General features: G+C 39.9%; 24 protein-coding genes. All 24 read left to right on the top strand.

Features of this window, described 5'->3' with window-relative positions:
* Positions 1 to 7: 7 nt before the first annotated feature.
* The 24 genes from NON16_RS14450 to tsf all read left to right on the top strand — a co-directional run bounded on the left by NON16_RS14450 (position 8) and on the right by tsf (position 20,538).
* Positions 8 to 382 (top strand): TIGR02530 family flagellar biosynthesis protein, encoded by a 375-nt coding sequence (locus tag NON16_RS14450; RefSeq protein WP_257350048.1) that lies wholly within the window; start codon positions 8 to 10, stop codon positions 380 to 382.
* Between the two features lie 80 nt (positions 383 to 462).
* Positions 463 to 1,278, top strand: a complete 816-nt coding sequence (gene flgG, locus NON16_RS14445) for a flagellar basal body rod protein FlgG (protein WP_257350046.1) — start codon at positions 463 to 465, stop codon at positions 1,276 to 1,278.
* Between the two features lie 80 nt (positions 1,279 to 1,358).
* Positions 1,359 to 1,568 carry a flagellar FlbD family protein gene (locus tag NON16_RS14440; RefSeq protein WP_257350045.1) on the top strand — a complete coding sequence of 70 codons (210 nt, stop codon included), beginning with the start codon at positions 1,359 to 1,361 and terminating at the stop codon, positions 1,566 to 1,568.
* Positions 1,568 to 2,005, top strand: coding sequence for a flagellar basal body-associated protein FliL (gene fliL / locus NON16_RS14435; RefSeq protein ID WP_257350043.1), 438 nt, complete (start codon positions 1,568 to 1,570; stop codon positions 2,003 to 2,005). Before NON16_RS14440 ends, fliL begins: the two co-directional genes overlap by 1 nt.
* A 52-nt stretch (positions 2,006 to 2,057) precedes the next feature.
* A complete protein-coding gene (gene fliM, locus NON16_RS14430) occupies positions 2,058 to 3,053 on the top strand; it encodes a flagellar motor switch protein FliM (RefSeq protein WP_257350041.1) in 996 nt (331 codons plus the stop codon).
* Positions 3,046 to 4,203: a flagellar motor switch phosphatase FliY gene (fliY, locus tag NON16_RS14425; protein ID WP_257350039.1), complete on the top strand. Its 1,158-nt coding sequence runs from the start codon at positions 3,046 to 3,048 to the stop codon at positions 4,201 to 4,203. Before fliM ends, fliY begins: the two co-directional genes overlap by 8 nt.
* Positions 4,204 to 4,221: 18 nt before the next feature.
* Positions 4,222 to 4,587, top strand: coding sequence for a response regulator (locus NON16_RS14420; RefSeq protein WP_257350038.1), 366 nt, complete (start codon positions 4,222 to 4,224; stop codon positions 4,585 to 4,587).
* A gap of 4 nt (positions 4,588 to 4,591) precedes the next feature.
* Positions 4,592 to 5,281: a flagellar biosynthetic protein FliO gene (locus tag NON16_RS14415; protein ID WP_257350037.1), complete on the top strand. Its 690-nt coding sequence runs from the start codon at positions 4,592 to 4,594 to the stop codon at positions 5,279 to 5,281.
* Positions 5,256 to 5,930: a flagellar type III secretion system pore protein FliP gene (gene fliP / locus NON16_RS14410; protein WP_257350036.1), complete on the top strand. Its 675-nt coding sequence runs from the start codon at positions 5,256 to 5,258 to the stop codon at positions 5,928 to 5,930. The genes NON16_RS14415 and fliP overlap by 26 nt, the downstream gene beginning before the upstream one ends.
* Positions 5,931 to 5,951: 21 nt before the next feature.
* Positions 5,952 to 6,224, top strand: a complete 273-nt coding sequence (gene fliQ / locus NON16_RS14405) for a flagellar biosynthesis protein FliQ (RefSeq protein ID WP_257350035.1) — start codon at positions 5,952 to 5,954, stop codon at positions 6,222 to 6,224.
* Between the two features lie 4 nt (positions 6,225 to 6,228).
* The gene (gene fliR, locus NON16_RS14400; RefSeq protein ID WP_257350032.1) at positions 6,229 to 7,008 is read left to right on the top strand and encodes a flagellar biosynthetic protein FliR; all 780 of its coding nucleotides are present in this window, start codon (positions 6,229 to 6,231) and stop codon (positions 7,006 to 7,008) included.
* Between the two features lie 2 nt (positions 7,009 to 7,010).
* Positions 7,011 to 8,093 carry a flagellar biosynthesis protein FlhB gene (gene flhB / locus NON16_RS14395; protein ID WP_257350030.1) on the top strand — a complete coding sequence of 361 codons (1,083 nt, stop codon included), beginning with the start codon at positions 7,011 to 7,013 and terminating at the stop codon, positions 8,091 to 8,093.
* Positions 8,094 to 8,372: 279 nt separating this feature from the next.
* Positions 8,373 to 10,409: a flagellar biosynthesis protein FlhA gene (gene flhA, locus NON16_RS14390; protein ID WP_257350029.1), complete on the top strand. Its 2,037-nt coding sequence runs from the start codon at positions 8,373 to 8,375 to the stop codon at positions 10,407 to 10,409.
* Positions 10,406 to 11,542, top strand: coding sequence for a flagellar biosynthesis GTPase FlhF (flhF, locus tag NON16_RS14385; protein ID WP_257350028.1), 1,137 nt, complete (start codon positions 10,406 to 10,408; stop codon positions 11,540 to 11,542). Before flhA ends, flhF begins: the two co-directional genes overlap by 4 nt.
* The gene (locus tag NON16_RS14380) at positions 11,535 to 12,410 is read left to right on the top strand and encodes a MinD/ParA family protein (protein ID WP_257350027.1); all 876 of its coding nucleotides are present in this window, start codon (positions 11,535 to 11,537) and stop codon (positions 12,408 to 12,410) included. The genes flhF and NON16_RS14380 overlap by 8 nt, the downstream gene beginning before the upstream one ends.
* Positions 12,411 to 13,478, top strand: coding sequence for a protein-glutamate methylesterase/protein-glutamine glutaminase (locus tag NON16_RS14375; protein ID WP_308216614.1), 1,068 nt, complete (start codon positions 12,411 to 12,413; stop codon positions 13,476 to 13,478).
* 12 nt (positions 13,479 to 13,490) lie between these two features.
* Positions 13,491 to 15,491 (top strand): chemotaxis protein CheA, encoded by a 2,001-nt coding sequence (locus NON16_RS14370; RefSeq protein WP_257350026.1) that lies wholly within the window; start codon positions 13,491 to 13,493, stop codon positions 15,489 to 15,491.
* A gap of 34 nt (positions 15,492 to 15,525) precedes the next feature.
* On the top strand, positions 15,526 to 16,002 hold the full coding sequence (locus tag NON16_RS14365) for a chemotaxis protein CheW (protein WP_257350182.1): 477 nt from the start codon (positions 15,526 to 15,528) through the stop codon (positions 16,000 to 16,002).
* On the top strand, positions 15,999 to 16,634 hold the full coding sequence (locus NON16_RS14360; protein WP_257350025.1) for a chemotaxis protein CheC: 636 nt from the start codon (positions 15,999 to 16,001) through the stop codon (positions 16,632 to 16,634). Before NON16_RS14365 ends, NON16_RS14360 begins: the two co-directional genes overlap by 4 nt.
* Complete coding sequence (locus NON16_RS14355; protein WP_257350024.1) at positions 16,631 to 17,131, top strand: chemotaxis protein CheD; 501 nt, start codon at positions 16,631 to 16,633, stop codon at positions 17,129 to 17,131. The genes NON16_RS14360 and NON16_RS14355 overlap by 4 nt, the downstream gene beginning before the upstream one ends.
* Positions 17,132 to 17,167: 36 nt before the next feature.
* The gene (locus NON16_RS14350) at positions 17,168 to 17,929 is read left to right on the top strand and encodes a FliA/WhiG family RNA polymerase sigma factor (protein ID WP_257350023.1); all 762 of its coding nucleotides are present in this window, start codon (positions 17,168 to 17,170) and stop codon (positions 17,927 to 17,929) included.
* Between the two features lie 142 nt (positions 17,930 to 18,071).
* Positions 18,072 to 18,563 carry a DUF6115 domain-containing protein gene (locus NON16_RS14345; protein WP_257350022.1) on the top strand — a complete coding sequence of 164 codons (492 nt, stop codon included), beginning with the start codon at positions 18,072 to 18,074 and terminating at the stop codon, positions 18,561 to 18,563.
* A 260-nt stretch (positions 18,564 to 18,823) separates the two neighbouring features.
* On the top strand, positions 18,824 to 19,555 hold the full coding sequence (gene rpsB / locus NON16_RS14340; RefSeq protein ID WP_257350021.1) for a 30S ribosomal protein S2: 732 nt from the start codon (positions 18,824 to 18,826) through the stop codon (positions 19,553 to 19,555).
* A 98-nt stretch (positions 19,556 to 19,653) separates the two neighbouring features.
* A complete protein-coding gene (tsf, locus tag NON16_RS14335) occupies positions 19,654 to 20,538 on the top strand; it encodes a translation elongation factor Ts (RefSeq protein ID WP_257350020.1) in 885 nt (294 codons plus the stop codon).
* Positions 20,539 to 20,572 lie beyond the last annotated feature (34 nt).

The following is a 20,572-nucleotide window of genomic DNA, read 5'->3' as shown; positions in this document are numbered from 1 at the left end:
TGATGCGATGCAACGTATATATCAGCCACCTATCACGTCAGCGATACCCCCAAAAACGAGGCGGAACGAATGTAAAGCTCAGTCAGCCACGAGTGGTTTTAAGAATCTACTCCAAGCAGAGATACAGGAGCTTAAATTGTCCAAGCATGCACAAGTGAGATTGAAGGAACGAAACATTGACCTTAGTCGATCAACATGGGATCAGATCAATAGCAAGATACTTGAAGCGAAAGAAAAAGGAATAAAAGATTCTCTTGTACTAGTAGATAATGCAGCACTTGTTGTAAATGCTCAAAATAAAACCGTCATTACAGCGATGAATCGAAACGAAGCAGCAGATCACATATTCACAAACATTACAGGAGCAATTTTGATTAATTAGAGCTGGACCGAAAGGAAGCTCACAGTTGTTGACTGACAGATGCAACTGACCGTAATTCAAATCTGAAAGGGGAATGTAACATGTTACGTTCAATGTACTCAGGAATAAGTGGAATGAAGAACTTTCAAGCGAAACTCGATGTAATTGGTAACAATATAGCCAATGTCAATACGTATGGTTTTAAAAAGGGAAGGACAACATTTCAAGACCTTGTTTCTCAACAAATTGCCGGGGCAAGTGCACCAGCTAATGGAAAAGGGGGAATTAACCCGAAACAAGTTGGGTTAGGTTCGCAACTTGCATCCATTGATACCATCCATACCCAAGGAAGTCTGCAAACAACCGCACGTCCGCTTGATTTAGCAATTTCAGGTGATGGATACTTTGTTGTTCAAGATGGACCGAATAATTATTTTACAAGAGCGGGTAACTTCTATCTGGATAGTGGCGACGGAACAAATGCTACATTGGTAAATGCCAACGGTTTAAAAGTGTTAGATACTGAAGGACAACCGATTACAATACCAGTAGATGCGGAGAGTTTCAGTATCGGAAATGATGGAAGTGTAACGTATATACGAAATGGTAATCTGAATACCAACCCACAACAAATTGGAATTGCAAAGTTTGCGAATAATGGTGGATTGGCTAAGGCAGGATCGAATCTATATCAACAAACAACCAACTCAGGTAATGTGGATCCTTTAAATGATTTAGTAGCTCCTAAGGAGGATGGAGCTGGTGGGGTGGTTGCTGGTGCACTTGAAATGTCCAATGTTGACCTTTCGGAGGAATTTACTGAAATGATTGTAGCCCAACGTGGTTTCCAGGCAAATACAAGAATAATAACAACCTCTGATGAAATTTTGCAGGAGCTCGTTAATTTAAAGAGATAAGTGAGGTGAATGAGGGTTTTCCATAGGGGGTTACATCAGAGTTTCAAAACGTTATCCCCTTCTATACCCTCTCATTAATAATGGTTGAACTCACCAAATTAAATGGTCAAATGTTTACTCTAAATGCAATCTATATCGAGCAGATACAAGCATTTCCTGACACGACGATCACATTAACAAATGGTAGGAAATTTGTCGTCAAAGAAGAAGTGGATGATGTGAGAAATGCGGTCAATGCCTTTTACCGAAGCATATCGATTCTCGGGTCCCCACTCAAGGAGGAAGATTGATGAAAGGTAAATTGGTGACAACCATGCTTGTGATCATTGCAGCTATCTCGATTGTTGCAGTTGCTGGTGTTTTCCTTTATTTTAATCTCACCTCCGATGAAGCTGAAACTGAAGCATCCGAAAAGCTCTCAGCGTCTGAGTTAGTAGAGCTATCCGTTGATACGAAGGAACTTACAACGAACCTTGCTGATAAAGGATTCGCCAAAGTGCAATTTCGCATACAGGTCGATACACAAAAAGCAAAAAAAGAGTTGGAAACAAGAATGTTTCAGGTTCAAAACAGTATTATTTATGAACTGTCTGGAACAAAGTCGGAGGAGTTACAAGGTCCTGAAGGAATACAGATCCTCGAGGGAGAACTTCAAAAAACGATTAATGATTATCTTGAGCATGGGGAAGTCGTAAGAGTCTACACGACTCAGAAAATTGTACAATAAAATGCTTTCCTAAAAGACGACTAGAACTTGATGCAGAAATGAGGTGTGGCTCTTGGCCGACGTACTTTCGCAAAATGAGATCGATGCACTGTTATCTGCGATTTCAACAGGTGAAATGGATGCTGATGAACTTCGAAAAGAAGAAACCGAGAAAAAGGTAAGAGTTTATGATTTTAAGCGTGCGTTACGTTTTTCAAAAGATCAAGTAAGAAGTCTTACACGGATCCATGAAAATTATGCCCGATTACTGACCACCTTTTTTTCGGCTCAGTTGCGTACATATGTACAAATTTCAGTTGCTTCAGTCGATCAGCTCCCGTATGAAGAATTTATTCGCTCTATACCGAAAATGACAATACTAAATTTATTCGAAGCACCCCCGCTTGAAGGGAGATTATTAATCGAAATAAACCCTAATATTGCATATGCAATGCTTGACAGGGTGCTTGGTGGACAGGGTATGGGGATGAACAAAGTTGATCGTTTAACAGAGATTGAAATCCGGATTATGAATCAATTATTTGAAAGAGCATTAGATAGCTTCGGTGAAGCGTGGAATACAATCGTGGAAATTGAACCGAATATGGTCGACTTTGAGGTGAACCCACAATTTTTACAAATGGTGTCTCCAAACGAGACGGTTGTTGTCATTTCGTTAACGACGACTATAGGTGAGACAAGTGGAATGATCAATATATGTTTGCCTCATGTTGTTCTTGAACCAATAATTCCTAAGCTTTCGGTACACCATTGGATGCAAAAGAAACAGAAGACAAGACTACCAGAAGAAATAGAGAAATTAGAGAGTCGGGTAAAAAAGGCACAATTACCACTTTCTGCTGAACTAGGTCAGTGCCAAATTTCGATTCAGGAATTTTTATCGATGACTGTCCATGATGTGTTAGAGCTAGATCAGAAGATAAAAAATCCATTGTCAATCAGTGTCCAGGGGAAGAAAAAATTTCTTGGACAACCAGGTAAGTTGAAGAATCGAATGGCTATACAAATTCTTGATGACTTTAATGAGGAGGAAGATGGTAATGAGTGATAATATGCTTTCCCAGGCAGAGATCGATGCGCTGCTAAATGGAGGAAATGATGAAAAGGAGCAATCGGTTGAAGAGCTTCTCACGGCAATTGAGCGGGATGCGATCGGTGAGGTTGGAAACATTTCTTTTGGTAGTGCTGCAACTGCTCTTTCTACATTGCTGAATCAAAAGGTCGAAATTACTACTCCAGACGTTTCTGTTGTTAAGCGTGATAGACTCTCCGACGAGTTTCCACAACCACATGTAGCTGTTTTGGTGAGCTATACAGATGGGTTTATCGGTTCGAATCTACTCGTTATCAAAACCTCAGATGCTCAAATAATTGCGGACCTAATGCTTGGTGGTGATGGAAGAAACCCACAAGGTGAACTAGGAGAACTACATCTAAGTGCAGTACAGGAAGCCATGAATCAGATGATGGGTTCTGCCTCCACTTCGATGTCGACCGTTTTTAATAAACGAGTTGATATTTCTCCACCTAAAATCGATATGATGCATGTTGAAGAAAACAAAGGCACAGAACACATTCCTGATGAGGAGATTCTTGTTAAAGTTTCTTTCAATCTCAAAGTGGGGGATTTGATCGATTCCAATCTGATGCAGCTTGTGCCGATCCAATTCGCTAAACAACTTGTTGAGGAATTAATGAATCCGGGTAGAACTGAAGAGCCAATTATCGAAGAAAACAAAGGGACAGCCTCAGAAACTTACAGTTCCAAGACGTTAGGGGGAATAGACCAAATTCAACTAGATAGCCACCATAACGCACCTACGGTAAGAAATCAGGAAGCGCTTCATGAGTTGACTTCTCCTTCCAATCGTAGAGAAGTGAATGTACAGCCCGCTGCCTTTTCGGATTTTTCTGAAGCGGAAGCTGTTTCTGTAAACCGAAAAAATCTCGACATGTTACTGGATATTCCGTTACAGGTAACTGTTGAACTTGGGCGAACGAAGAGGTCAGTCAAGGACATTCTCGAAATGTCTCAAGGATCGATCATTGAGCTCGACAAACTCGCAGGGGAACCAGTGGATATTTTGGTTAATCAGAAGCTAATCGCAAAAGGCGAGGTTGTTGTAATTGATGAGAACTTTGGTGTCAGAGTAACAGAAATTATTAGTCAAAAAGATCGTTTAGAAAAATTGCAATAATTCAGGGGGAAAGAAAACATGGCAAACCGTATAGTAATTGTAGATGATGCAGCATTTATGAGAATGATGATCAAAGATATTTTAGTGAAAAACGGATACGAAATTGTTGGAGAGGCAAGTGATGGAGCTCAAGCAGTTGAGCTATACAAGGAACATACGCCAGACCTCGTAACAATGGATATCACAATGCCGGAAATGGATGGGATTACAGCACTTAAAGAAATTCGAGCTGTGAATGCTGACGCGAAAGTCATTATGTGTTCAGCAATGGGACAACAGGCGATGGTTATTGATGCCATACAAGCAGGAGCAAAAGATTTTATCGTGAAACCTTTCCAGGCAGATCGAGTTCTTGAAGCGATTAAGAAGACGCTGGAAGCATAAGCAGATGCTTGTTGTGATTTTCAAACAAATATTGCTGATCCTCCTATTCCTTTTTGTAGGGCTTGGAGGGTTAGCGGAAAACGGATACGCTACCACCCATCAAACAGCAGGCTGTGAGATGGTTAATGAGTGTATAAAGCAAAATAAAGATGACACCCAAGTACCCTTAAAGTCGAAAACGAAGGATACACCACCATCAAAGAGTAAGGGTGATACATCCACTTTCTCAACTACCATAAAGGTCCTATTTGCACTTGTATTTGTCGTCGGATTACTAATTCTTGTTCTCAAATTGTTACATAAACGAACTCAGGTCGTTCAACAAGGGAAAGGGATTCAAACACTAGGCGGTGCAATGCTCGGTCATCAACGCTCTGTTCAAATGGTTAAAGTGGGGAAAACCGTGTTGGTCTTAGGTGTAGGTGAGAATGTATCGTTGATCAAAGAGATCAATAATGAAGAAGATTTAAAAGGTTTATTATCCCAGTTTGAAACAAGTAGTAGTTCTAAGCCTTTTAAAAGTGGCTTACTCAATTGGGTTAACAACCGCTTCAAAGTGAAATCGGTCAATACTAGTAGTTTTCAAGAAACATTCAAGAAACGATTAGATGAAGCAAGTAAAGGCCGAATGGCAATCTATGAAGAAACGATGAAAAAGGAGCAAAGAGATGATCGAACTACCAGGGATTGGTAATGAGATAGTAAACAGTAGTCCAGATGGTGTAGCGACTACCGTACGATTACTTTTACTGCTGACTGTTCTTTCACTGGCACCTGCGTTTCTTGTTTTAATGACCTCTTTTACACGTATTATTATTGTTTTATCTTTCGTCCGTACAGGGTTGGCTACACAACAAATGCCACCAAATCAAGTATTAATTGGCCTTGCGTTATTTCTAACTTTCTTTATTATGGGACCGATTCTCTCTGAGGTTAATGATAAAGCATTAACACCATTTATTGATGGTGAGATTGGGCAGGAAGAAGCGTTTGACCGAGCAAGTATTCCGATAAAAGAGTTTATGGCAAATCATACACGCCAAAAGGATTTGGCATTGTTTATGGAATATACAGGAGAAGAACGTCCCGAATCTGTGAAGGACATTCCCCTGACGACACTTGTACCAGCGTTTGCAATTAGTGAAATGAAAACAGCTTTTCAAATGGGCTTCATGATTTTTGTACCGTTTCTCGTTATTGACATGATTGTAGCCAGTGTTTTAATGGCGATGGGTATGATGATGCTTCCGCCTGTTATGATTTCGTTACCTTTTAAAATACTGTTATTTATTCTTGTTGATGGATGGTATTTAATCGTTCGTTCACTTCTTGAAAGTTATTAGATCGAAGAAGAAGGTGCACAAATGGATTCGCAATTTATTATTTCTTTAGCAGAAAAGGGTGTATACACAACGTTACTAGTAAGTGGTCCGCTGTTAATTCTTGCTCTTGCGGTTGGTCTGCTTGTCAGTGTTTTTCAGGCAACCACTCAAATACAAGAACAAACACTTGCATTTATACCAAAGATTGTAGCCGTGCTCGTTGCGCTTATCTTTTTCGGTCCATGGATGTTAACTGAAATGGTCACATTCACTTATGAACTCTACAGTAATATGAACGAATATATAGGTTTGTGATGAAATGGTAGAGTTTGTTAACAGTATACCGTCTTTTCTATTAATTTTAGTAAGGATTACAGGATTTTTCGCTACAGTCCCAATTTTTTCATATAAAAACATTCCGACGATTCATAAACTTGGGCTTTCGCTTATTCTATCTTTTTTTGTAATCGTCATGATTCCAGATCCAACAATTGAAATAGATGGCTATTATCTCTTCTATATTATTAAGGAATTGTTGGTCGGACTTAGTATCGGGTTTATTGCATCGATTTTACTTTATGCCTTGCAAGTAGCAGGTGGTTTTATCGATCTACAAATGGGGTTTGCGATGGCGAATGTCTTTGACCCTCAGACGGGGATCCAATCGCCTCTTATTGGGCGGTATCTATATATTTTAGCGATTCTGTTCTTGTTATCTATTGATGCACATCATATGTTACTTAATGGAATCTTTCAGAGCTACCAGCTCGTACCAATTGACGGTTGGCAAATGACGTTTCTCATTCAGGGTGATGTTGCACATCTGGTCGTGGAGACGATTAGTCGTATGTTCTACATTGCGTTTCAAATTGCGATGCCTGTTGTAGGTTGTCTCTTCCTTGTAGACTTAGCACTCGGAATTATTTCCAGAACTGTGCCGCAAGTGAATGTTTTTATCATAGGATTACCATTGAAAATCGCTGTTAGTTTATTCGTATTGCTACTCACTATATCAATCATTTTTCAGGTTGTTGAAGGTCTTTATGTCGATATGCTTTCCGTAATGAAAAAAATGATGAACCTGATTGGTGGACCATAAAGATGTCTTATTTACAGCTTGATCTCCAATATTTTTCACAGGAAAAAACAGAACAAGCAACACCGAAAAAACGACGAGAGAGTCGTACCAAAGGTCAAGTTGCTAAATCTGGAGATGTGAATACGGCCATTATATTATTACTAGTTTTCTTATTTCTGTGGATGATTGGCCCCTATATGTTCGACATTATGTTGAAGATCTATATAATAAGTTTTCGAGATTTCATTCACTATGATGTCACAACCGAAAACACTCAACAAGTCATGTCATCTTTATCGATACAAGCAGCACAGATTGTAGCACCGATTCTATTAGTAGCTATGGTTTCAGGAGTAGCTGCAAATTATCTTCAGATTGGGTTCCTTTTTTCAACGGATCCCTTACTAATGAAATTAGAACGTATTAATCCACTGCAAGGTTTCAAGCGAATTTATTCAATGAGAGCCATCGTCGAGTTAATCAAATCGATTCTTAAGATTTCACTTGTAGGATTTGTTACCTTCCTAGTTTTATGGATGAATCGAGAAAAATTGATTTTACTATCACACGCGACAGTAGAGCAAGCATTAATGATTATCGGCAAATTAACAATTCAAATGGGTCTTGCCGCATCAGTTCTGCTTATTTTCTTGGCTATTCTCGATTACATGTATCAGAAATTCGATTTTGAGAAAAGCATCCGTATGAGTAAGCAAGATTTAAAGGACGAGTATAAGAAGATGGAGGGGGATCCGTTAATTAAGTCTCGTATTAAGGAAAAACAACGACAAATGGCGATGCAAAGGATGATGCAGGAAGTTCCAAAAGCAGACGTCATCATAACAAACCCAACCCATTATGCAATCGCATTAAAATATGATGATGACAAAATGGATGCCCCAATCGTTGTTGCTAAAGGTGTCGATTATATTGCATTAAAAATCCGTGAAATTGCTAAACACAACGATATTTTCACAATAGAGAATCGACCGCTTGCTCGCTCTTTATACGATCAAACAGAGATTGGAGACATGGTACCTGAATCGTTATTTAAGGCGGTGGCAGAGGTCCTTGCATATGTATATCGGTTAAAAAAACTGGTTTGAGCTTTTATCGGAGTATCCCATTGGTAGGTAAGTTTTCTAAAGAGGTAAGAAAGTATAGAATTTTGATGCAGAGAGGCAATGTCTAGCTCCAGCGCCCAGCCACTCGGATCACTTCAGTCCCCTTCCGGCGGCAACACACTGATTTACATCAGGTGTATTCCCACGCAGGACCAAACAGAGTTTGGTTCGAGCCTCCTCAGTGGCCTTCCAGTGACCTTCGTGGCTACCCAGGGCGCTTGCGCTTTTCTTGCATAATTAGAAGGAAAGGAGAGTACAGCAATGAAGCCAAGAGATTTAGCCGTTCTCATAAGTGTTTTATTAATTATAACTATGTTAATTATTCCGCTTCCTTCTTGGATGCTGGACTTCTTAATTATCACAAATATTTCTCTCGCATTATTAATCATTTTAATTGCGATGAATACTCATGAACCTTTACAGTTCTCTATCTTCCCTTCATTGCTGTTACTTGTGACCTTATTTCGGTTAGGTCTGAATGTATCCACTACACGAGCTATTTTGAGTGAAGGAGATGCTGGAAACGTTGTTCATACGTTTGGTTCCTTTGTTGTCGCCGGGAATGTACTAGTAGGTTTTGTCGTATTCGTCATACTAGTCATAATCCAATTTGTTGTTATTACAAAAGGGTCAGAGCGGGTCTCGGAGGTAGCAGCACGTTTTACACTCGATGCGATGCCAGGTAAACAGATGAGTATTGATGCAGATCTAAACGCAGGGCTGATTTCTGATCGAGAAGCTCGAGACCGTCGACAAAAGATTGAACAGGAGGCAGATTTCTACGGAGCAATGGATGGAGCGAGTAAATTTGTAAAGGGTGACGCCATTGCGGGAATTATTATCGTTATCATCAATATGATCTTTGGAATTATTATCGGTATGGTGCAGCAAGGGATGTCGTTAGCTGATTCTTCTTCTACCTATACATTGCTAACAGTCGGTGATGGCTTAGTAAGTCAAATACCAGCACTTATTATCTCAACTGCAACTGGAATTATTGTTACTCGTGCAGCATCTGATGGAAACCTTGGACAAGACATTACAAAGCAACTTCTTGCCTTTCCAAAAATGCTTTATATCGCTGCTGGTGCTATCTTTTTACTCGGGGTATTTACACCCATTTATCAAATCTACACACTGCCAATTGCGGGACTATTAGTTTATGGTGGCTATCAGTTGGGTCGAATTGAAAGTAAACGTATCGAATCGGAAGAAGTGGTAGAGGATGAGATTCAGACTGAAGAATTTAAAAGCCCCGAAAGTGTGGTCAGTTTACTTCAGGTCGATCCAATTGAGTTTGAGTTCGGCTACAGCTTGATTCCATTAGCTGATACAAGCGAAGGCGGAGATCTGCTAGATCGTATTGTCATGATTCGTAGACAATTAGCTCTTGAACTCGGATTAGTTGTTCCGGTTGTTCGGATTCGGGATAACATTCAGCTTCAACCAAATGAATATCGTATCAAAATCAAAGGAAATGAGCTTGCTAAAGGGGAGCTTCTACTTGATCACTACCTTGCAATGTCACCTGGTGTGGAAGATGGAGGAATTGAAGGGATAGAAACAGTTGAGCCTGCATTTGGTCTTCCGGCACTGTGGATTCCAGAGAAACAGAAGGAAAGGGCGGAGTTGTCAGGGTACACAGTCGTTGACCCGCCATCCGTTGTATCGACCCATTTAACTGAGATCATTAAAAGGCACGCACATGAATTACTTGGTAGACAAGAAGTGAAACAACTTGTTGAGCACCTGAAAGAAACGCATACAGCACTCGTAGAGGATGTTACTCCAGACCCATTATCGACTGGAGAAATCCAGAAAGTCTTAACCAAGTTACTTAAAGAAAATATTTCGATTCGAAATTTACCGATTATATTTGAAACGCTTGCCGATTACGGACAAATGACAAAGGATACGGATCTTCTAACCGAATACGTCCGCCAGTCATTATCAAGACAAATCTCTAAACAGTTCGGTGATAATCAAGACTCATTAAAAGTGATCACACTCTCGGGGAAAATTGAAAAGAAAATTGCAGAGTCGATCCAACAGACGGAGCATGGGAATTATTTATCGATGGATCCAAATGATTCTCAACTTATTTTTGATTCGATTACAAGTGAAATCAAGCGGGTAAATGAGGTTAATCCAATGAATGTACTTTTATGTTCTCCTGCTGTTCGCATGTATGTCCGGCAGTTAATTGAGCGCTATCTACCTGATGTTATTGTCTTATCGTACAACGAGCTTGAACCGAGTTTAGAAGTCCAAAGTATAGGCGTGGTGAATGCATCATGAAAATAAAAAAATACATAGCCCTAACAATGCCTGAAGCGATGAAGCGAATTAGAGAGGACTTTGGAAACGATGGGGTCATCCTCAACTCAAAGGAGATTCGCACAGGAGGATTTTTCGGTTTTTTCACAAAGCCGGCGTTAGAAGTGATTGCTGCCCATGATCCTGACCCGTATACGCAAATGGAAACAATAAAACCAAACAAAAAACGACCTACTGCTCCAGTAGAAGATAACAGTCATGTGATTGAAACGGCTGTTGTCAATGATCGAATTCAGAACAGGGAAAAAACGGTAAAAGGGGAGACTGATCATCAGGGTCCATTACCGGGATTACCACACCCAATAGAGGGTATAAATAAATGGCTTATCACGCAAGGATTCCAGTCAGAATTACGTAGAAAACTGATTGACCAAATGCTGCGAAAATGGTACCAAGCAGAATCGGATGTCGAAGCAAAAAGGTCAACAGAAAAATGGCTTGAGGATTGCCTTTTACAATTGTTATCAGACTACAGGTTTGGCGAATTTAATTATGAGAAGAAATATTTGAATTTAATTGGACCAACAGGGGTCGGAAAAACGACGACGATTGCCAAGATTGCTGCAGATACAGTACTAAATAAAAAGAAAAAAGCAGCGATGATAACGACAGATACATATAGAATTGCGGCGATTGACCAATTGAAAACTTACGCAGAGCTGTTAAATATTCCGATCGAGGTCGCCTACAACAGTGACGATTTTAAACGAGCAAAACAAAAATTTGCTGACTTCGATATTATATTTGTTGACTCAGCCGGTAGAAACTTTAAGGATTGTCAATATGTACAAGCTTTAAAGGAAATCATTCATTTTGATACAGAAATGGAAAACTACTTAGTCTTATCTCTCACTTCAAAGCTTCCAGATATGCTCCAGGTTATTAATCAATTTACGGAGGTTCCGATTCATAAGCTTGTTTTTACAAAGAAAGATGAAACGGATACATTTGGCGACCTCTTCAATGTTATTGACAATACTGGCTTGGATGTCGCTTATATAACAACGGGACAAAACGTTCCCGATGATATTATCGAAGCAAATCCAACTTATATCGTTTCTCTTCTGTTGGAGGATCGTAACAAAGATGTCTGATCAGGCGGAATCGCTAAGAAGGAGATTGGAAGCTACTAAACAATTAGAAGCAAAAGTACTGGCAGTTGTTAGTGGGAAAGGTGGTGTGGGGAAATCAAATTTTACGATAAACCTTGCATTGTCACTCGCAAAACAGAATAAAAAGGTACTTGTAATTGATTTGGATATCGGAATGGCTAATCTTGATATCTTAATGGGCTGTACATCCCAATATACAATTGCAGATCTAATCGAAAAGACTCTTCTTATTTCAGAAATAGTTGAGGAGGGCCCTGGAGATATTGACTTTATTGCAGGTGGAAGTGAGCTCAATCGTTTTGTTGAAATATCAGCGAATCAATTTAATCACTTTTGTGAACAAATACAGACACTGCAATCCGATTATGCTTATATTTTCTTCGATATGGGTGCAGGAGCAACAAAGGATAGTTTGCAATTTATCACATCAGCAGACGAGGTATTTCTAATTATCACACCGGAACCGACTGCGATTACAGACGGGTACGCGATGTTAAAGCATGTACACAAGGAAAGCCCCGAACTAGAGGTGTCGATTGTGGTGAATCGAATGGAATCTGAAAAGGAAGGTAAAGTCATCGGGTGTAGGATGAAGGTTGCAGCAGATCAGTTCTTACAAAAAACCGTCACCGTAAAGGGACTCATACCAGATGATCGGACAGTACTTAAGGCAGTTAAAGAACAAAAGCCTTACACTCTTCTGAACCCAAATTGTAAAGCCGCAAAAGCTGTCAATGATATAGCTGGCTTGATCCTGCATGAAACTAAAGAGGCGGACCCTAGAGACCGAAAAACAACAAATTTTATATCGAAGTTTAAGGAATATTTTCAAAAAAGGCAGGTTTTCTAATTGATTACCATCAAGGTCCTTGTTGTGGATGATTCAGCATTCATGAGAAAAGTAATCACGAATCTGCTGACGAGCGACCCCATGATCGAAGTCTGTGGGACCGCTCGAAATGGTGAAGATGCATTAAAAAGGATCGTACAATGTAAGCCCAATGTAGTGACACTCGATGTTGAAATGCCAGTGAAAAATGGTCTTGAAACATTAAAGGGAATTATGAAAGACACGCCTCTTCCAGTTATTATGCTTAGCAGCTTAACGAAGGCAGGAACGAGTCAAACGATTGAAGCCATGCAGCATGGAGCGATTGATTTTATATCGAAACCATCTGGACAAATATCACTTGATCTGCATAAAGTACAAGCCGAGCTTATTGACAAAATCAAGCATGCGGCTCGTGCTAGGGTCCGGAATGATCCAATCATTATAGATGACTATACTAAGCAACTCTCCTACATAGAAGACAACCTCATAGTGAAACATTTATTAGTGGAAAAGGATAAAATTGTAGCGATTGGAACGTCAACAGGCGGGCCTCGAGCACTCGTTGAAGTGTTGGCCCAACTACGAGGCGACCTTGATGCACCAGTAGTAATCGTTCAACATATGCCGCCTGTTTTTACAAAATCACTGGCAGAACGATTAAACCGAATTTCTCCTATCGAAGTGAAAGAGGCTGAGGATGGAGATATTCTTGTAAGAGGAAAAGCATATATCGCACCTGGAGGCTTCCATATGTTTGTAGAAAAAGTTGGGGCAGACCTTAAGGTTAGACTCGATAACCATCTTCCTCCCGAAAGAGGCCATCGACCATCAGTAGATTATCTGTTTCAAAGTTTGTCAGAACTTAGGGAATATCAGACCATCGCTGTTGTTATGACTGGGATGGGCTCGGATGGAACGCAAGGAGTGATTGCTTTAAAGACGAATACTGACTCGGTTGTTATTGCTGAGTCTGAGGAGTCATCAATCGTTTTCGGGATGCCAAGATCAGTGATCGAAAGCAATAAGGTGGATGAGATCTGCCACTTAAATGAAATCGCACACATTATAAGAAGCTATACGAATTAAGGGGTTGTTGTAATGGATATGAACCAATATTTAGATGTTTTTGTCGAGGAAAGTAAAGAACATCTTCAAGCGATCAATGATCATATGCTTCGGCTTGAAAATGAACCGAATGAGAAATCAATTGTTAATGAAATCTTTCGCTCAGCACATACCTTAAAAGGGATGTCTGCAACTATGGGATATGAAGACCTAGCAAATCTTACCCACAAAATGGAGAACGTTCTGGACGCAGTCAGACAAGACCAAATTTCAGTTACTCCTAATATAATCGACGTGTTATTTGATTCTATTGATCATCTGGAAGCTATGGTGGAGTCCATTATTGAAGGGGGAGATGGAAAAAGAGATGTTTCGCACACTGTTCAAACATTAGATCTAATTGAAAACGGAGAAAGTGTTTCCGATCAAGTAAGAGCAGATTCAGGCGATAATGGAATTCAACTTGATGAATTTCAAAAATCGGTAATTCAAGAATCCATGGAGCAGGGCTTTCATCCATATTCGGTTACAATCGCACTCGACCCAAACTGTATTTTAAAAGCTGCTCGGGTTTATATGGTATTTGAAGTGATTGAGCAGGTTGGAGAGGTGATTCACTCTACTCCTTCGGTTAACGAGCTCGAGGAAGAGAAGTTTGATCTTGATTTTACAGTGACCCTTTTATCCAAGCTTCAATCGGATGAACTTATTGCGAGAATCAAAAAGGTTTCTGAAGTTAATAAGGTTGTTGCACGTCCACTAAATATAGAAACAATTAATGAAGGGAAAGTAGAAGCTGCCGCTACAGTAGAAGAACAATCAAATATATCAACGAATACGGAGACAAAAGACAACGAAAAAGGCACATCCTCCAAGCAAACAGTGAACAACAAAACCATCCGAGTAAACATCCAACGTCTCGATCAACTGATGAACCTTTTTGAAGAACTCGTCATTGATCGCGGAAGGCTTGAAACGATTGCTAGTGAGTTGAAGCATCCAGGATTGGTGGATACGGTTGAACATATGACAAGGTTGTCAAGTGACCTCCAAGATACGTTACTTACGATGCGAATGGTTCCGATTGATCAAGTATTTAATCGGTTTCCAAGAATGATTCGGAGTTTAGCTAAGGATCTTGGTAAAAAGGTGAACCTGATCGTACTAGGCGGAGAAACTGAGTTAGATCGGACTGTTATTGATGAAATCGGAGATCCACTCGTCCATTTGTTGAGAAATTCAGTGGATCATGGAATTGAGCTTCCTGAAAAACGTGAAGCCAATCAAAAAGTGTGTGAGGGTAAGATAACTCTAGCCGCATATCACAGCGGTAACCATGTCTACATCGAAATTGAGGATGACGGTGGCGGTATTGACCGAGAAAAAATTCTGCAAAAAGCGGTCGATAACAAAATCGTAGATGCTAGTACAGCCGCTGATATGGATGACCATGATGTATACCAATTATTATTTGCCTCAGGATTTAGCACAGCTGAAATCGTTTCCGATATATCAGGAAGAGGAGTAGGTCTTGATGTTGTAAAAAGTAAGATAGAATCGTTAGGTGGAAAAATTACTGTGACCTCTATCCTTGGTCAAGGGTCTAAGTTCTCGATCCAACTTCCACTGACTATGTCGATTCTATCTGTCATGCTCGTAACTGCTGGTGAAGAAACATACGCATTACCTTTATCAAACATCGTTGAAAGCGTGATCCTTACCAAGGAAGAAATTATGAAAGCACATCAGCAGCAAGTCATTGATTTTAGAGGGAAAGTTGTTCCTCTTGTTTCTCTTCAAAATGTCTTGCACATTCCAGGGGAACGATTAGCTGATGAGTATGTTTCGGTCGTAGTTGTTAAAAAAGGGGATAAGATGGCCGCGCTTAAGGTCGATTCCTTTATTGGTCAACAAGAAATTGTGTTAAAGCCTCTTGGTGATTATTTATCTAATGTATTTGCGATATCTGGTGCAACAATCCTAGGTAATGGACAGGTCGCCCTTATCTTAGACTGTAATGATTTGATTAGATGATTTGAATATATAAGGAGGAGTTAAAGTGTCTGAAATGAAAACGAAAAAAAGAGAAATGAAAGTAATTGTGTTTCAACTTCTGGATGAGGAATATGGAGTGGATATTCACCAGGTTAAATCCATCGAAAGAAACCAAGATATTACACGTGTTCCACGAACACCTTCCTTTGTAAAAGGTGTCATTAATTTACGCGGAGTTGTTACGCCAGTAATTGATCTTCGGAGTCGCTTTGAGCTACCAGAAGCAGTCCATACAGAAGAAACGAGAATTGTAATCGTCAATGCAAATGACCTTGAAGTAGGAATGATTGTGGATGCAGCCAATGATGTGATTGATGTCCCTGATGACTCAGTAGAACCTGCACCAGAGGTAGTAGGAGGAATTGACGCTGAATATTTAGATGGTGTCGTAAAGCTTGATCGCCGTTTACTCATTTTATTGAATCTCGAAAAGGTACTCAATCCAGATGAAATTATAGAGCTTCGAAAGATGAAGGAGACGAAAGAATGATCACCCCTGAGCAGTTTACTGATTTCCATAAAGATGTTTTGAAAGAAATCGGAAACATTGGTGCAGGGAATGCAGCTACTGCTTTATCAAAGCTGGTTCATAAATCAGTTGATATGAGTGTACCTTCTGTGGAACTTGTTCCATTTAATGAGGTAACAGAGTTGATCGGCGGGGCTGAAATGGTAGTCGCAGCTACATTTCTTCGTGTTTCAGGTGATGCACCAGGAAACATGTTTTTCATTCTATCAATTACAGAGGCTGTTCACTTAACCCAACAATTGACAGGTGACCAATCGATTACAGAGGAAACGATCTTAGATTTAGAGATTTCTCGTTCTGCATTACAGGAAACAGGTAACATTTTAGCGGGCTCATATTTATCATCTTTTTCAGACTTTACTGGTCTTAAGTTAGCCCCTTCAGTACCCTTCTTAACCGTGGATATGGTTGCAGCAGTACTATCTCATGGATTAATAGAGATGTCTCAGGTTAGTGATTTTGCCATTATTATTGATACACAACTTATAGATTCGCAACGGAATAAAACAGGTGTAGAGGGACATTTTTTGCTCCTTCCTGATCCAGAGTCGTTTCAGACAATCTTTCAAGCGCTTGGGGTTCCGATAAAATGAATAAAACAATTGAAGTGGTTCAGGTTGGCATCGCGGATTACCAGATAGCAAAGGAACATCAACATTTAAGAACGGTTGGCCTCGGCTCGTGTGTTGGTGTGGTTCTCTACGATTTACACTCTCACGTTGCGGGTTTAGCTCATATCATGCTTCCGAGCTCCAATATTTCGAAAGGTTCATCATTTAACCTTGCTAAATATGCCGATACGGCCATTCCAGCAATGGTCTCGGAACTCAATCATACCTTTAATACAACTCGTAATCGATTACATGCAAAAATTGCTGGTGGTGCTCAAATGTTTCAATTTAGTAATCAGAGCGATACGATGCGCGTTGGACCTCGAAATGTTGAAGCAGTGAAAGAGACCCTTCAGTCTTTAAATATTCCAATTCTCGTTGAAGAGATTGGTGGTACGAATGGGAGAACGATTGAATTTGATCCAGTTACTAGTAAACTCACAGTTCGAACAATTTACAAGGGAACAACAACGATTTAATGAGGCTATTCGATCTAATATACGAGGAGGGATTAGATGCAAAGTGCTAGTAGTGAAGTAAGTGTGCATTGGGATAATTGGACAAGGTATCAGGATAAGGACTCTTGCGAAGCGTTACTAGAGATGCATTTACCTCTGGTGCAATATCATGTACAGCGAATCGCAGGAGGTTTACCACGAAACGTTAACAAGGATGATTTGAGAAGCCACGGTTTGATGGGATTATACGACGCACTGAAAAAGTTTGATCCGAGTCGAGATTTGAAATTTGATACGTATGCTTCCTTCCGAATAAGAGGTTCAATTCTCGATGGATTAAGAAGAGAAGACTGGCTTCCGAGGTCATTGAGAGAGAAATCAAAGAAAATTGAGCTGGCAATTGAACGAATGGAACAAGAACACATGCGAACCGTTTCTGCTGAAGAGGTTGCTGGTCAATTAGGCTTTGCAGAAGTCGATGTCTTAACCATCATGTCAGAAACCTTTTTAGCTAATGTTTTATCGATAGATGAGGAGAGTAAGGATAACGATTCGAATGAGAAGATCGGGTACACAATCGAAGATAAGAAAGTGAAAACACCTGAATCTATAATGTTGACTACGGAATTGCATCAACATTTAACTGAAATTATAGAAGATTTAAACGCAAAGGAACAACTCGTTGTCAGTTTATTTTATTATGAGGAACTGACCTTAACTGAAATTGGACAAGTTCTTGGATTGTCGACTTCACGAATCTCACAAATTCATTCCAAGGCACTTTTCAAGCTTCAAAATGTATTATCCAAATACCTTTAAACGAAGTGGTTTAAGTGGAAAAGAGATCATAAAAGGATTTTGTCCAAGTAAATAAAGTATAAAATTTGTTGCAGCTTCTTGAACTTTTACATTCTAATCACGTTGTATTTGGAATTAAGGAAGGTAAGATAGGAGAATAAATATGATAGGTTTTTTATTTGCAATTAGCTTTATCCTTCATTTACTTACATTGATGGTAATTTTGATTGTATGGAGAAGATTGGACTCCTCAGACAAACAAGAGATCGAAAAAATAAAGGTAGAGATGGAAGATGTTCTACTCGCTTATACGACTGAAATGAAAGAGGAAAATGAGGATTTTCTCAATCAACTTCGTTCGGAAAGAGAATCCCAAAAAAACGAGGAAGTTGAGAATGATTTATGGGCTGATGATAGTGAAGGGACAATTATGGAAGATGATAATCGTTCCGCACTAAAAGGGGCTGTCAACGAAGACCTTGAGTCCTACTCGACACCAACTATAGAAGATAGAGAACAATTTGGTCCATCTTTAACCTCTCAAGTCTTATCTATGTATGAAAAAGGTCAATCCATAGAGGAAATTGCAAAGGTTATGAATAAAGGGAAAGGTGAGATTGAACTATTGATAAAATTTTATCAAGATGGGCAATAGGCACTTGCTAGAATACTTAAGTTTGTGGTATAGTTATTTTCGGTGTTTATTACATCTCACACGTTCGTGGATTGCGGTGTTGGTGCTGTGGCCAACAGGATGTTAGTAACTTCGACGTTAGGCTCACACGATGTGAGTCAGTTCAACGTTGTTACAGGACGTAACAGTTTTGTCGAAGATCCTTGATTTTAAGCATCCTTAAGCAACAGTTGCACTTGATTCGAAGCGGACGGAGGAAAAAACCATAGGAGGTGCCAGAAATGGCAGTTATTTCAATGAAGCAATTGTTAGAAGCGGGTGTGCACTTCGGTCATCAAACACGCCGTTGGAACCCAAAGATGGCACGTTACATCTTCACAGAGCGTAACGGCATCTACATCATCGATCTTCAAAAGACAGTAAAGAAGGTTGAAGAAGCATATAATTATATGCGTGACATCGCAGCTGATGGAGGAAAGATCCTTTTCGTCGGTACGAAAAAGCAGGCTCAAGAATCAGTTAAAGACGAAGCTGCACGTGCGGGTCAATATTACATCAACCATCGTTGGTTAGGTGGAACGTTGACCAACTTCGACACTATTCGCAAGCGTATCAAGCGTCTTAAAGACCTTGAAAAAATGCAAGAAGATGGTACATTCGATGTTCTTCCAAAGAAAGAAGTTATTCTTCTTAAAAAGGAAATGGACCGTCTTGAAAAGTTCCTAGGTGGAATTAAAGACATGAAAGGCCTACCTGACGTACTTTTCGTAATCGATCCTCGTAAAGAGCGTATTGCAATTGCAGAAGCGCGTAAACTCAACATTCCGATCGTTGCAATTGTTGATACAAACTGTGATCCGGATGAGATCGATGTAGTGATCCCTGGTAACGATGACGCTATTCGTGCTGTTAAGCTACTAACTTCTAAAATGGCTGACGCAGTTGTCGAAGCAAACCAGAGCGGTGCTGAAGAAGAAGCTTCCGAAGAGGAAGAAGTAGAAGCAAAAGCATAAATAATTGTTCGATAAGGGTGATAGAGGGGAACTGACCCTTTATCACCCTTTTTAAAGAGAGGCATTAGTATTACATATTTAAAAGGAGGAAATCACACATGGCAGTTACTGCACAAATGGTTAAAGAGTTACGTGGAAAAACGGGTGCTGGAATGATGGATTGTAAAAAGGCACTTACTGAGAACGACGGTAATATGGAAAAAGCAGTAGATTGGCTTCGAGAAAAAGGTATTGCTAAGGCAGCAAAAAAGGCTGACCGAATTGCTGCTGAAGGTTTAACTCATATTGAGATTAATGGAAATGAAGCTGTAATTGTTGAAGTTAACTCTGAAACAGACTTCGTTGCAAAGAACGATGGGTTCAAAAAGTTAATTAAAGACATCGCTTTACACCTTCTAGAAGGGAAGCCATCTTCTGTTGAAGAAGCTAGTAAGCAAACAATGGCTGGCGGAAGTGTTCCTGTAGAAGAATATATTAACAATGCAATCGCGAAAATTGGTGAGAAGATTTCTCTTCGTCGCTTCACGATTTTGCAAAAAGAGGAGAATGATGCATTCGGCGGTTACCTCCACATGGGCGGACGTATCGGTGTATTATCTGTTATCGGTGGTACTACAGATGAAGAGGTTGCAAAAGATGTAGCAATGCATATTGCTGCGGTTAACCCCCGTTACGTGAACCGTGATTCAGTTTCTGATGAAGAAGTTGAACGTGAGCGTGAAGTGTTGACACAACAGGCTCTCAATGAAGGCAAGCCAGAAAAGATTGTCGAAAAAATGGTTGAAGGTCGACTTAACAAGTTCTTCGAAGAAATTTGCCTTGTTGATCAAGGGTTTGTTAAAGATCCAGATCAAAAAGTTGGTAAATATGTAAGCAGTAAAGGTGGATCTGTAAAAGGATTTGTCCGCTATGAAGTTGGAGAAGGTATGGAAAAGCGTGATGACAATTTTGCTGAAGAAGTAATGTCACAGGTGAAAAAGTAATAACGTTCTATGTATATATGTGCAGTATAGAGCG

This window comes from Pseudalkalibacillus decolorationis (assembly GCF_024609785.1).
Taxonomy (GTDB): Bacteria; Bacillota; Bacilli; order Bacillales; family Fictibacillaceae; genus Pseudalkalibacillus; species Pseudalkalibacillus decolorationis.
Note: the sequence above shows the minus strand (reverse complement) of the source record. Positions and strands in the feature narration are given on the sequence as shown.